The sequence below is a fragment of the Micromonospora sp. NPDC049230 genome (assembly GCF_040647875.1).
GTDB lineage: Bacteria > Actinomycetota > Actinomycetes > Mycobacteriales > Micromonosporaceae > Micromonospora.
This window is the reverse complement of the sequence record NZ_JBEZCZ010000004.1, coordinates 200,295-212,893: the sequence shown is the minus strand read 5'-3', so window position 1 is coordinate 212,893 and position 12,599 is coordinate 200,295. Positions and strand designations below refer to the sequence as shown.

The window sequence follows — 12,599 nt, the reverse complement described above, 5'->3', positions numbered from 1 at the left end:
CACCCGATCGACACGGAACGAATCACGGGGATAACCCCCTGTCCGACCGGTCCAACGAGTGTCACGCTGGGAGGCCAGGGCTGGACCGGGCGGGGAGGCTGGGCATGACGGTCGACCGTGAGGTGATCCGAGAACACGAACAATCACCACCCGACGAGGTGTCCCGCGCGACGGTGATCGCCTACGCCGTCGCCGCGACGCTCCTCGTCGGGTGGTTCCTCTTCGGCTGGCTGGTGCTGCGGCAGGGCTTCGTCGACTCGGTCGGGGAGTCCGCCGGCGCCGGCTTCGCGTTGCTGCTCGTCATCTCGGTGATCGGCACCGTCCGCCGCAGCCGCCGCTGACCGACCGGGCCAGCGGCGGCATCGCCCCGCTCAGTCCGCCAGCACCGCCGCGGTGATCCGGTGCAGCGCGAACGTGTGCAACATTTCGGTCCGTTCGTCCTCGGCGCGTAGGTAGCCGGCACCTATCGACACCGGTTTGAGCAGGCGCGACGCGGTCGCCCCGTGGGCGTCGACGTAACCGACCCAGACCAGCGCCCTGTCGCGGACCGCCTGCTGGAGCACCGCCAGGGCCTCGCTGTGCGTGTGCGCCGGCACCGGGCCGCCGCCCAGCCCCGGTGCACCACCGCGCACCACCGCCGGTGCCCGTCGGGCCGCCCGCGCCGCCGCGTCACCCCGTCGGATGTGCTCCACCACCCCGAGCAGTCGGGGCATGGGCAGCTTCGGGGTGGCCAGCGGATCGAGTGTCCGGGTGGTCATCGACACCCGGGCCGGCGCCCGCCGGATCCGGGGCCGGGCCAGCACGGTGCTGCCGGTGCCGTCCTCCTGCACCGGGGCGAACCCGGCGTCGCGCAACGCACCCAACAACCGACCAACCTGGTACGGCGTACACAGCACCGTCGGCGCGAGCCGGCGCAGCGTCAACGACTCCAACCGGCGGTCGGCGAGCACCTCGCTGATCAGAGTCTCGTCGTCGCTGCGCAGGTACGCCCCGGCCAGCCCGACCCGCAGCCCGCCGTGCTTACGGGCCACGTCGTCCACCAGGTAGGTGAGCCCCTGCGGCACCGGGGTACGCGACCGGCGCCGGAACACGTCGTGCAGGTCGTCGGCCGTGTAGCCGGAATCCAGGGCGCGCCGCACGCTCGCCGTGGTGACCCGGTGCACGCTGGCCCCGCCGGCCGACTCGAGTTCGGTCATCGCCTCCAACTCGGCGGCGAGCGCCGGTTCGGGTGGGCCGGGCACCACCACTGTCAGGTCGGCCTGCACCAGGAAGTGGTCGACCGGGGCGGGTAGCAGCGCGTCCAGGGCTCGGGCGGCACTGGACGGGTCACCGCTCTCCACGTCGGCGTGTACGCCCAGCGGGTCGTCGTCGCCCCGCTCGTCGGCCGACGTCAGGTCACCCAGCAGCAGCCGCCCGTACGAGGTGAGCGCCCCCAGCCCGGTCACGCCCAGCTGCGCGGCCTCGGCCAGCACCTCCCGGTGGGCGGCGTCCCGGCCCCGGCTGCGTCGTGGTGCCCGCCAGTCCAACAGCTCCTGCACCTCCTCGGGGGTGGGAGCGGTCGCCGGCTCCAGGTCGGCGAGCACACCGAGCACCGCCCGGCGGGTGGCCGGCGCGCTGGCCCGTTCGGCCTCGGCGGAGAGCGCGGTGATGGGCCGATCCCGGTCGTCGCGCCGGCCGACCAGGCCCACCTGCCGGCTCATGGTCAACCAGGCTCGGGCGAGTTGCTCCCAACGCTGGGCCAGCGAGGCGGCCCGCCACACCTCGTACCCGCCGGTCGGCAGCACCTGCTGGTCCGCCCCGTACCGGCTGGTGGTCGCACCGGGCATCTCCAGCTCACCCGCGAGCCCCGCCGCGTACGCCACCTCGAGCAGCAGCGCCGCGGTCGGCTCGTCCAGCCCACCGGTGCGGGCCAACCGACGCAGGTCCCGCACACCGATGCCGCCCGAGCGAAGCACCGGGGCGGGCTCGTCGGCGAGTTGTTCCAGCAGCCCCTCGGTCTGTCGGACCACCTCCATCGTCTGCCCGGCGCCGGCCGAGTCGACAGCCTTCGCCTCGCGTGGCGCGGCGGCGACCGGCGGTGGGCTGGTGCGCAGCGGCCCGAGCGGCCCGCTGTCGCGGCGGAGCAGCAGGCCGACCTCCCGGGGCAACTCCACGGTGCCGCTGGCCGTCGACGAGCCGGTCGTCACGGGGACCAGGAGCCGGTTGTCGACGAGCCAGCGCACCGGGGAGCCGGTCGGGGCGCCACCGTTCGTCGGGTCGGAGAGCACCGGATCCTCCGCGCCCAGCGGCGGCGCCTGGAGAGCGCCAGGCGGCACGCTGCCCACCGGTGGGCCAGCCGCCAACCGGTCCAGGATCGCCCGCGCCGAGGGTGGGGCGGCGAGCAGCGTCCGTCGTAGTTTCGCCGGGTCCGCGCAGAGCGCGGCCGTGCGCGGGTCCAGCTCCGCGGCTGGCCGGCCGAGCCCCGCCGGGTACGGGGCGACTTCGTCGACGGCTGGCACCACCTGTAGGGCGTGCTCCGGGCCGTACAACAGAAAGAGCGCACGCAGCCGGCCCACGGCGGCTCGGATGGCCGTCGGAGCGGGCGGGTGTGGCCCGGCGGTCGCCATGGCGAGCACCGCGTCGGTGGCCGTGGTGCCGTCGTCCGGGTTCCGGGTGAGGCGGGCGGCGTCGAGGATCTGGAGGGTGAACTGGTCCAGCCCGTCCAGCGCGCGCGCCACCGAGACCCGGGACTGGGCCCGGATGGCCAGGGCGGAGACGTCGGCCGGCACGGGCACGACGAGGTCGGGCCGCAGTTGGAGGAGCGCGGCCAGTGACTCGTCGGGCAGCGACCGCAGGTGGTCGGCGAGTGAGGTGGTCATCGTCTTTCCACGCTAGCCCGGCAGTGGGCTCTCGCGCCCCTCGGACGTCCGGCCGACCGGGAGTCGCCGGGTAGGTTTCTCGACATGCCCGCACTGACCGTCGGATTCGATCTCGACATGACCCTGGTGGATTCCCGGCCCGGCATCGCCGCGGCCTATCGGGCGCTGACGGCGAGGACCGGCGTGCCGGTGGACGCGGAGCTGGCGGTGTCGCGGCTCGGGCCGCCGCTGCGTACCGAGATCGCGCACTGGTTCCCGCCGGAGCAGGTCGAGTCGGCCGTACGGGTGTACCGCGAGCTGTATCCGGCGTACGCGATCACCCCGACGGTCCCGTTGCCGGGCGCGCGGGAGGCCATCGACGCGATCCGCGCTCGGGGCGGCCGTGTGCTGGTCGTCACGTCGAAGATGGGTCGGCTGGCCCGGCTGCACCTGGAGCACCTCGGCCTCACTGTCGACGAGTTGGCCGGCGACCTGTTCGCCGAACAGAAGGCGACGGCCCTGCGGGAGCATGACGCGACCCACTACGTCGGTGACCACGTGGCGGACATGGTCGCGGCGGCGACCGCGGGGGTGCCCGGCATCGGTGTCGCGACCGGCCCGTGTTCCCGCGATGAGCTGCGCGCGGCCGGGGCGAGGGTGGTGCTGGACGATCTCAGTGAATTCCCGGCGGCGCTCGACGGCATGATCCAGCTAGCCTTGGAGCAGTAGCGGCTCAAGTGAAGCAGGGGTTCTCAGGTGCCTACGGGGCGAGTGAAGTGGTACGACACGGCCAAGGGGTATGGCTTCGTCACCAGTGACGAGGGCGGCGACGTGTTCCTGCCCAAGGGCGCGCTGCCGGCGGGTGTCACCGACCTCAAGGGTGGCCAACGGGTCGACTTCAGCGTGGTTGACAGTCGTCGGGGCGCACAGGCCATGGGAGTCAAGCTGCTGGACGCGCCGCCGTCGATGGCGGAGTTGCGCCGTCGTCCGGCCGAGGAGCTGCACGGCCTCGTCGAAGACATGATCAAGGTGCTGGAGGCGAAGGTCCAGCCGGACCTGCGCCGAGGTCGGTACCCGGACAAGAAGACGGCGCAGAAGATCGCTCAGCTGGTCCACGCGGTCGCCCGCGAGCTGGAGGTCTGAGGCACCAGGCCGGCGGTGGCGGCGCGGTCGAGCAGTGCCGCCACCGCGGCGAAACCGGCCTCGCCGAGGTCTGCGGTGAACTCGTTGACGTAGAGGCCGATGTGCCGGTCCACCACGTCGAGTTCCATCTCCTGGGCGTGCGCCAGCACGTAATCCCGGCTGGCCGCCGGGTCCGCCCAGGCCTGCCGGACCGACTCGCGGACCCACCCTGCCGCGGCCTCCGGGTCCACCGCGTCGCGTCGGGCCAGAATCGCGCCGAGGGGGATGGGCAGGCCGGTGTCGGCCTCCCACCACTCGCCGAGGTCGACGAGGGCACTCAGGCCGTGCCGGTGGTAGGTGAACCGGGCCTCGTGGATGACCAACCCGGCGTCGTAGCGGCCAGCCGCGACGCCCGGCATGATCTCGTGGAACGGCACCACCTCGATGCGGGCCGGCGGCCGTCCGGCCGACCAGAGCCGAAACAGCAGGTACGCGGTGGTCCGGTCGCCCGGCACCGCCACCGTGGCACCGGTCAGGTCGGTGCGGTCCGGCCCGCCGTCGCGGTCACCCCGGGTGAGCACCAGCGGACCGCATCCGCGACCAAGCGCGCCGCCGCAGGGCAGCAGGTGGTAGTCGTCGAGCAGCCAGGGAAGTGCCGCGAAGCTCACCTTCACCAGGTCGAACGCGCCCTTTTCGGCGGCCGTGTTGGTGACGTCCACGTCGGCGTACGTCACCTCGACCGGCGGCGCGCCCGGCACCCGCCCGTGCACCAGGGCGTGAAAGACGAACGTGTCGTTGGGGCAGGGCGAGATCGCCAGAGAGAGCGCCACGCCCCCACGTTAGCCCCGCCCCCGCGCGTCCAGTCGGCGCGGACTGGTGCCTGTGATCTGGGCCGTGCCCGTGCCGGCGAGGTGCACCCTCTTGCCCCGTCGGCGGGGCAGCTCTACAGGTGCTGACGAAGGGATGTACACAGCACCAGGGGCGCTGTCCACAGGGTTATCCACAGGTGGGCTGATGCTGTTGACGGCGCGAGTCGGCCGTCGGCGCTCACGCTCGAAGCCCGTCCTCCTCGGCAGCGGTCAGCGCGAACGCCGGGGCCGCCGCGGTCAGGGCGGTGAGAGCTTCGCGCAGGCGCCAGGCATCACGATCGCGGGGGCCGATCGGGTTGGAGATGGTGCGTAGCTCGGCGAAGGGCACCCCGGCCTGTGCTGCGGCGACCGCCACGCCGTACCCCTCCATGGCCTCGGCGACTGCCTCCGGATGCCTGCCGCGCAGCTCTCCGGTGCTGGCAGCGGTGCCGGTGACAGTGCTGACCGTGAGCACCGGACCGACAGTGGCCGCCGGGAGGGCGGCCCGCAGCGCCGCCAGCAGGACCGGATCGGCCGGCACCACACCGCCGACGCCGAGCAGCACGAGTGGCATGCCCAGCTCGTCGACGGGGATGAAACCGTCAGGTGACTCGGCGCCCAGGTCGGCGGCGATGCTGGCGGTGCCGAGCACCGTGTCGCCGACCTCGGCCCGGCCGGTGAAGCCGCCGGCGACGCCGGCGCTGACCACCGCGCGGTACGGGCGTCCGGCGGCCTCGGCCAGCGCCAGCAGGCGCGCGGTGGCGGCACCGGCGACGGCCGGGCCGACGCCGATCGGGGCGACTGTCACTGTCGGGTCGGTCAGCCCGGCGCGGACCGCGTCCGCCTCGGCCGGCACCGCCGTCACCACCAGCAGACCGGTCACGAGTGCGAGCCGGGGGACTCGCGGCGGCTCTCCTCGTCGGCGCCGCCACCCGGGCCACCGACGGCGGAGGACGGCCGGTAGATGTGATAGCCCGGCGGGGCCAGGCTCGGATCCTCGTACGGCGGGGAGCTGCTCTGCGCCGGTGCCGGCGAGGTGGGGGTGGAGTCCTCGGGCTCGTCCGCCGGTTCGTCCTCGGTCAGCTCGTCGTCGCCGAGCGGTCGGCCGGCCAGCTTCTCGCCGCGCAGCCGGGCGGCGATCAGCACACCCCGGATCGCGGCCAGGACACCCACCCCGGCGGCGACGGCGATGCCCATCCGGCCGTCGAACGGGACCAGGCCCAACCCTCCTCCGGCGACGAAGGCGAGCATCAGCACCGTCTCGGAGTGGGCGAAGGAACTGGCCCGCAGCCGCTCCGGGATGCGTTCCTGGATGGAGGCGTCCACGGCCAGCTTCGAGATCCCACTGGCCAACGCCGCGACCAGGCAGAGCAGGGCGACCATCACCAGCGAGAACTGGATGACGGTGAGCACCGCCACCCCGGCCACGATGATCATGCTGCTGGACTGGATGGCGGCCGGTCGGTGGATGCGAAGTCGGGTGCCGATGGCGGTGGCCAGGAAGGTGCCGACCGCGAGCGCCCCGCCGACCACCCCCAACGCCCACTCGGCCCCCAGATCCCGGCCGAACACCACAGTGGTCAGGTCACCCTTCTTGATCGCGAAGGCGAGGAAGAGCAGCAGGAAGCCGTACACCGCGCGTAGCGTCGCGGCACCGATCAGGGTGGCGATCACCACTCGACCGGCGGGACGGCCCCGACCCAGTGGCCGATCGCCACCGCGGCGGCCCAGCGCGCGCAGCGGCCGGGGCACCCGCTCCGGTGGCTCCGAGTCGGCCTTCGGCGGCAACCGCAGGGAGATCACCATGCCGATCAGGAAGATCACCGACGCGACGCGCAGCGGCCACTGCGGGCCGAACCAGAACGCGGCCAACCCGATCGGCGCCACCAACGCGCCCGCGACAGTGCCGTAGACGCTGGCCCGGGCGCCCACCTGGGAGAGGCCGAGCCCCTCCGGCAACAACCGGGGCACCGCAGCGGAACGGGCCACGCCGTACGCCCGGGACAGTGCGAGCACCCCGAACGCGGCCGGATAGAGCCCGAAACCGTGGATGTAGTCGGAGATCAACCAGGCCAGGAACGCGCGGCCGAGCATCGTGGCGGCCAGGGCGTACCGCCGGCCGTGCCGGAAGTGGTCCAACAGTGGGCCCACCACGGGGGCGAGCATGGCGAACGGCACCATTGTCACCAGCAGGTAGAGGGCGACCTTGCTGCGGGCCTCGCCGAGCGGGACGTTGAAGAAGATCGTCCCGGCCAGGCCGATGGCGATCAGCGTGTCCCCGGCACAGGAGACCGCGTGCAGGTCGAACAGGCGGACCATGCCGACCTCGCCGCCGGCACCCCGGGCCCGGGCCCGACCGGCCCGCCGGGTCACCCAACGGCCGCTGCCCACCGAACCACGCAGCAGCAGACGAACGGCACGAATGCCGGTGCCGACGGTCCGGCCGAGGACGGATCGCCCGGAGCGGGAGTACGACGGCATGTGCACCATCCTCGCCCATCCGATCCGGGTACGCCGCGCCACCACGGGGAAAGGTTCCCCGGGAGTCACTGTCACCCCTGCGGGGCGCATGGGGAACAATGGTGAGGTGACCAGGCCCGCCTCCATCCGCGCCGCCCGTCTCGACCAGGTCTGCGCCGCCGCCGTCGAGGTGGCCCGCGCTGGCATCACCGAGGTGGACGCCGACGACGTCGGTGACCACCTGCAGGTCGTGGCCGAGGGTGAACGGCTGGTGACCCACTACTTCGAGTGTCGCCTCGCTGGCTATCGCGGCTGGCGGTGGGCGGTCACCGTCACCCGCGTGTCGCGCAGCAAGACGGTGACCATCTGCGAGACGGTTTTGCTGCCCGGCCCGGACGCGCTGCTCGCGCCCGGCTGGCTGCCCTGGCAGGAGCGGCTCAAGCCGGGCGATCTGGGCCCGGGCGACCTGCTGCCGACCTCGCCGGACGACGATCGGCTGGTCCCCGGCTACCTGCTCTCCGACGACCCGGCGGTCGAGGAGACGGCCTGGGAGTTGGGCCTCGGGCGAGCGCGCGTGCTCTCCCGGGAGGGTCGCATCGAGGCGGCGCAGCGCTGGTATGACGGCGACCACGGCCCCGCCGCGCCCATCTCCACGGCAGCGCCGGCCTCCGCCCGCTGCGGCACCTGCGGTTTCTACCTGCCGCTGGCCGGTGCGATGCGGCAGGCTTTCGGGGCGTGCGGCAACTTCTACGCCCCCGACGACGGCCGGGTGGTGAGCGCCGACCACGGTTGCGGCGCCCACTCCGAGACGCTGATCGAGGCGGCCGAGACCGCCGTCGAAGAACTACCGACGGTGTACGACGACAGCGCTGTGGAGGCCATGTCGGTCAGTCGCGCCCCGGGCTCGGTGGAGACGACCGAGCCGGCGGAGCCGTACGGGCACTCCTGACCGTTCGCGCCGGGGCGACCCGGGTGCGGTGGTGGGGTCAGCTCGTGCGTCGCCGGCGGCGGTTGGCGTCGTGGCGCATCATCACGGCGAGACCCGGGAAACCCCAGAGGAAACCGGCGAGGCAGGTCCAGAGCCAGTTCTGGTGACCGTGGTCGGTCAGCCAACCCCGAAAGAAGATCAGCAGGACCAGCCCGGCCACCGCCCACGCGACCAGCCCGGCGAGAGCGAACGGCACCATCGGCGGGTCCAGTGGTGCGGGCCGCGGTGGTTGCTCGTTCGGCATTCGGCAAGCGTACGCGATCCACTTCCCCTGCCCGCTCGTGATCTGGGACGATGCGCGCGACAACCGGAAGATCACCTGCGAGGACCCGATGGCAGTAGCGCCGCCCGAGAAGGGCACACCTCCCAACCCCGCCCACCCGCGTAACGGCTTCGACAGGTTCTTCGAGATCTCCGCCCGTGGCTCGACGGTGAGCCGTGAGGTACGCGGTGGCCTGGCGACCTTCTTCACGATGGCGTACATCGTGGTGCTCAACCCACTGATTCTGGGTGGCGCCGTCGACGGGGACGGCAAGACCCTCCCGATTCCGGCGCTGGCTGCCGCGACCGCGCTGGTCGCCGGCCTGATGACGATCCTGATGGGTGTGGTCGGCCGGTTCCCGCTGGCGCTCGCGGCCGGTCTGGGTGTCAACGCGCTCATCGCGTACGAGATCGCTCCCGAGATGACCTGGGCCGACGCGATGGGCCTGGTGGTGATCGAGGGTGTGCTCATCGCGGTGTTGGTGCTGACCGGTCTGCGGACCGCGGTGTTCCGTTCGGTGCCGACGCAGCTGAAGACCGCGATCGGGGTCGGCATCGGTCTGTTCCTGACCATCATCGGTCTGGTGGACGCCGGCTTCGTCCGGCGGCTCCCGGATGCCGCGAACACCACGGTCCCGGTCGGCCTGGGCATCGGCGGCAAGCTGGTGAGCTGGCCGCTGCTGGTCTTCGTGGTGGGTCTGTTGATCACGCTGGTGCTGGTGGTGCGCCGGGTGAAGGGCGCGATCCTGATCGGCATCCTCGCCTCCACAGTGCTGGCGGTGATCGTGGAGGCGGTCGGCAACATCGGCCCGTCGTTCGTGGACGGGAAGCCCAACCCGAAGGGCTGGGCGCTGAACGTGCCGGAACTGCCGAAGACGGTGGTGGACCTGCCGGACCTGTCGCTGCTCGGCAAGTTCAACGTGCTCGACTCGTGGGGGCGGGCCGGCTGGGTGGTAGTGCTGATGTTCGTCTTCACGCTGCTGATCACGGACTTCTTCGACACCATGGGCACGATGGTGGCGGTGGGCCAGGAGGGCGGCCTGCTCGACGAGCAGGGCACCCCGCCGCGTACCAAGGAGATCCTGCTCGTCGACTCGATCGCCGCGGCGGCCGGAGGTGCGGCAAGCACCTCCAGCAACACGTCGTACATCGAGAGTGCCGCAGGTGTCGCGGAGGGTGCGCGGACCGGTGTGGCCAGCCTGGTCACCGGCGTGCTCTTCCTGCTGGCGATGTTCCTCGCGCCGCTGGTGGTGGTCGTGCCGTTCGAGGCGGCCTCGACGGCCCTGGTGGTCGTCGGTTTCCTGATGATGACAGCGGTCCGGACGATCGACTGGTCCGACTACGAGATCGCCATCCCGGCGTTCCTCACGATCGTGCTGATGCCGTTCACCTACTCCATCTCCAACGGGATCGGTGCCGGCCTGATCACCTTCGTGCTGCTCAAGCTGGCCCGGGGTAAGGCCCGGGAGGTCCACCCGCTGCTGTACGGGGTGGCCGCGCTGTTCGTGCTGTACTTCCTGCGTGGGCCGATCGAGTCGCTTGTGCTCTGACGCTCGTCCGGGCGGGGAACCGAACAGGATTCCCCGCCCGGAACAGCACTAACGTCCTCGTGAGCCTGGTCATAACCGATGTCGTTAGCCATGCTCATTAGTTAAGCTAACTACTGTGACGGAGCGGACGGTGACGGCGGAACGCGTGCCACCGGCGCAGCTGGCCCCCCAGTTGCGTGATGCGATCACCCGACTCAACCGGCGGGTCCGCCAGGCCCGACCGGTCGGCGACCTCACGGTCACCCAGGTCTCCGCGCTCACCAGCCTGCGGCTGGCGGGTGCGATGACCCCCCGGGAGCTGGCCGACGTCGAGCGGGTGCAGCCACCGACGATGACCAAGATCGTCGGGAAGTTGGAGGACCGCGGCCTCGTGCGGCGGACACCCCATCCGACCGACGGTCGGCAGGTCATCCTCGCGGCGACCGAGGGAGGGCACGCCGTGCTCGACCAGTTCGAGCGGGCCCGCGACGAATGGCTGGCCCACCGGCTGGCCGCGCTCGACGAGGACGAACGGGAGACCCTGCGGAGGGCCGCCGAGATTCTCCAGCAGCTCGCTCGCGCCTGAGCCCGCGCCCAGCGCCACCGGGCCGTGCCGTCACCTGTCGATGACGCGTACGTCCAAGGAGGCGCACCAAGAGTGCAGGCCAAGCTGAGCACGATGTTCCAGTCCCTACAGGTTCGCAACTACCGCCTCTTCGCATCCGGGCAGCTGATCAAGTTGATCGGCGTCTGGATGATGTTCATCGCCCAGGACTGGCTCGTCCTCGACCTCTCCGACAACTCGGCCACCGCGCTGGGCGTGGTCACCGCCTGTCAGTTCACGCCGGTGCTGCTGCTCACCCTGCTCTCCGGCCGACTGGCCGACCGGTACGACAAGCGGGTGCTGCTCTTCGCCGCCAACGCCTTCTGGAGCCTGCTGGCGCTCGGCATGTCCCTGCTGGTCCTCACCGACCTGGTGCAGCTCTGGCACGTGTTCGCCTTCGCCGCGCTGCTCGGCACGGCCAACGCCGTGGAGACCCCGGTCCGGCAGGCGTTCGTCTCCGAACTCGTCGGCACGCCCCTGCTGCCCAACGCGCTGTCGCTGAACGCCGCCGTGTTCAACTCGGCCCGGATCGTCGGGCCGGCCGTCGCCGGCCTGGCCATCGCCGCGTTCGACGTCGGCCCGGTGTTCCTCTTCACCGCCGTCAGCTCCATCGCGCCCCTGGTCAACGTCGTCCGGATGCGCACCGCCGACCTGCACCGCGACGCCCTGCTGCCGCGCGACGAGCGGGCGTCCGCACGGGTCATCGACGGCCTGCGGTACGTGTGGCGTCGGCCCGACCTGCTGCTGCCCATGGCGGTCATGTCGGTGATCGGCATGTCGCTCTTCAACTTCCAGCTCACCCTGGCCGCGCTGGCGAAGACGGTCTTCAACACCGGTGCCGCCTCCTTCGGTCTGTTCAGCACGGCGCTGGCCGTCGGCGCGCTCGGCGGCGCGCTCAGCGGCACCGGTCGGCGCAGCCGCCCGTCGGTCTGGCTGGTGCTCGGTGCGGCGATCGCCTGCGCCAGCTTCGGCACTCTGGTCGGCCTCGCGTCGGCGTACTGGCTGGTCGTGGTGCTGCTGGTGCCGACCGGCTTCTTCATGGTCTTCTTCGCCCAGGCCGCCAACCAGCGGGTGCAGCTGGGCGTGGACGCGGCCTTCCGGGGTCGGGTGATGTCCCTGTGGGTGCTCGTCTTCCTGGGCACCAACCCGGTCGGCGCGCCGCTGATCGGCTGGGTCGCGGAGCACTTCGGTGCCGGGGCCAGCATCTGGATGGGCGCGTTGATCTCACTGGCCGCCGCGCTGATCGCCCTCACCTGGCAGTTGCGCCGCTCCGGTGCCCGGCTGCGTTTCCGGGTGCTCCCGATGCCCCGCTTCTACGTGACCTCCACCGACTGCTGAGGTTTTGGCGCGGCGACCACGGCAACCTCGTCGCACGGAATGTGCGGATGCGGGCAAATCACTGGCGGGGCGGCACAACGGGGCTTAGCGTCGATACGTGGGAGTCGGACGCGCGCTGATGCTGGCCCTGGCGTTCCTTGCCGTCGCCAGTCTGCCGGCGGCGTTCGCCCTGCTCTTCTGCTATGACGAGATCCTCGACCGGGTCGTCTGCGGCTGGTCCGAGTGGCGTGAGCGCAGACGGGAGAAGCGCACCATCGCCCGCCTCGACCGAGCCGTCGAGGCCGACGCGCTGACCCGGGACATCGACCTCAGCGGTTTCGACAGTGTCGACCGTCGGCCCCTGGAGCAGGTCGCCGCCGACCTGCGCCGCCTCGGTGGTCAGCGGCTCGGTGCCACCGGCCGGTCGATGGTCTGGCACGGCGCGCTCCTGAAGGCGTACGACGATCGGCTCCGGTTGGCCTGCCGCGCCCTCGGCATCACCGAACACCTCGCCGAGCTGGAGGGCGTCGACCAGGAGATCGAGCGGGTCCGGGTGGAGGGTGTGCTGCACGCCGCCGGGCTGACCCTGCCCGCGGCCCGAGCCGGGCACTGGCAACGGCACCGCTGAGCGCC

The 12,599-nt window shown here is 72.0% G+C and carries 13 protein-coding genes; 8 read left to right on the top strand and 5 right to left on the bottom strand.

Translation table 11 applies throughout. The features are described from left to right. Positions 1-104: 104 nt before the first annotated feature. Positions 105-341: a hypothetical protein gene (locus AB0A95_RS05475; protein ID WP_357554434.1), complete on the top strand. Its 237-nt coding sequence runs from the start codon at positions 105-107 to the stop codon at positions 339-341. Positions 342-371: 30 nt separating this feature from the next. On the opposite strand, the gene AB0A95_RS05470 is transcribed toward AB0A95_RS05475, so the two are convergent. Further along, complete coding sequence (locus AB0A95_RS05470; protein ID WP_357554433.1) at positions 372-2,858, bottom strand: helicase-associated domain-containing protein; 2,487 nt, start codon at positions 2,856-2,858, stop codon at positions 372-374. An 84-nt stretch (positions 2,859-2,942) separates the two neighbouring features. Here AB0A95_RS05470 and AB0A95_RS05465 point away from each other — a divergent pair, with 84 nt between their 5' ends. After that, the gene (locus AB0A95_RS05465) at positions 2,943-3,566 is read left to right on the top strand and encodes an HAD family hydrolase (protein WP_357554432.1); all 624 of its coding nucleotides are present in this window, start codon (positions 2,943-2,945) and stop codon (positions 3,564-3,566) included. 27 nt (positions 3,567-3,593) lie between these two features. Next, entirely contained in the window at positions 3,594-3,980 is a 387-nt protein-coding gene (locus AB0A95_RS05460; protein ID WP_088986676.1) for a cold shock domain-containing protein, read from the top strand. Here AB0A95_RS05460 and AB0A95_RS05455 read toward each other — a convergent pair. From AB0A95_RS05455 to AB0A95_RS05445, 3 genes are all read right to left on the bottom strand, one after another. Beyond that, positions 3,941-4,789: a 1,4-dihydroxy-6-naphthoate synthase gene (locus AB0A95_RS05455; RefSeq protein ID WP_357554431.1), complete on the bottom strand. Its 849-nt coding sequence runs from the start codon at positions 4,787-4,789 to the stop codon at positions 3,941-3,943. The two genes, AB0A95_RS05460 and AB0A95_RS05455, sit on opposite strands and share 40 nt — an antisense overlap. Positions 4,790-5,006: 217 nt before the next feature. After that, the gene (locus AB0A95_RS05450) at positions 5,007-5,690 is read right to left on the bottom strand and encodes a futalosine hydrolase (protein WP_357554430.1); all 684 of its coding nucleotides are present in this window, start codon (positions 5,688-5,690) and stop codon (positions 5,007-5,009) included. Then, positions 5,687-7,288, bottom strand: a complete 1,602-nt coding sequence (locus AB0A95_RS05445; RefSeq protein ID WP_357554429.1) for an MFS transporter — start codon at positions 7,286-7,288, stop codon at positions 5,687-5,689. Before AB0A95_RS05445 ends, AB0A95_RS05450 begins: the two co-directional genes overlap by 4 nt. Between AB0A95_RS05445 and AB0A95_RS05440 the strand changes: the two genes are divergently transcribed. Further along, entirely contained in the window at positions 7,287-8,216 is a 930-nt protein-coding gene (locus tag AB0A95_RS05440; protein WP_357554428.1) for a DUF3027 domain-containing protein, read from the top strand. The two genes, AB0A95_RS05445 and AB0A95_RS05440, sit on opposite strands and share 2 nt — an antisense overlap. A 37-nt stretch (positions 8,217-8,253) precedes the next feature. Here AB0A95_RS05440 and AB0A95_RS05435 read toward each other — a convergent pair whose 3' ends face one another. After that, complete coding sequence (locus AB0A95_RS05435; RefSeq protein ID WP_357554427.1) at positions 8,254-8,499, bottom strand: DUF2530 domain-containing protein; 246 nt, start codon at positions 8,497-8,499, stop codon at positions 8,254-8,256. Positions 8,500-8,587: 88 nt separating this feature from the next. Between AB0A95_RS05435 and AB0A95_RS05430 the strand changes: the two genes are divergently transcribed. The 4 genes from AB0A95_RS05430 (at position 8,588) to AB0A95_RS05415 (ending at position 12,594) form a co-directional block, all read left to right on the top strand. Continuing rightward, positions 8,588-10,066: an NCS2 family permease gene (locus tag AB0A95_RS05430; RefSeq protein ID WP_357554505.1), complete on the top strand. Its 1,479-nt coding sequence runs from the start codon at positions 8,588-8,590 to the stop codon at positions 10,064-10,066. Between the two features lie 115 nt (positions 10,067-10,181). Continuing rightward, positions 10,182-10,631 carry a MarR family transcriptional regulator gene (locus tag AB0A95_RS05425; protein WP_357554426.1) on the top strand — a complete coding sequence of 150 codons (450 nt, stop codon included), beginning with the start codon at positions 10,182-10,184 and terminating at the stop codon, positions 10,629-10,631. 72 nt (positions 10,632-10,703) lie between these two features. Next, complete coding sequence (locus AB0A95_RS05420; RefSeq protein ID WP_357554425.1) at positions 10,704-11,987, top strand: MFS transporter; 1,284 nt, start codon at positions 10,704-10,706, stop codon at positions 11,985-11,987. 97 nt (positions 11,988-12,084) lie between these two features. After that, a complete protein-coding gene (locus AB0A95_RS05415) occupies positions 12,085-12,594 on the top strand; it encodes a hypothetical protein (protein WP_357554424.1) in 510 nt (169 codons plus the stop codon). Positions 12,595-12,599: the final 5 nt, after the last annotated feature.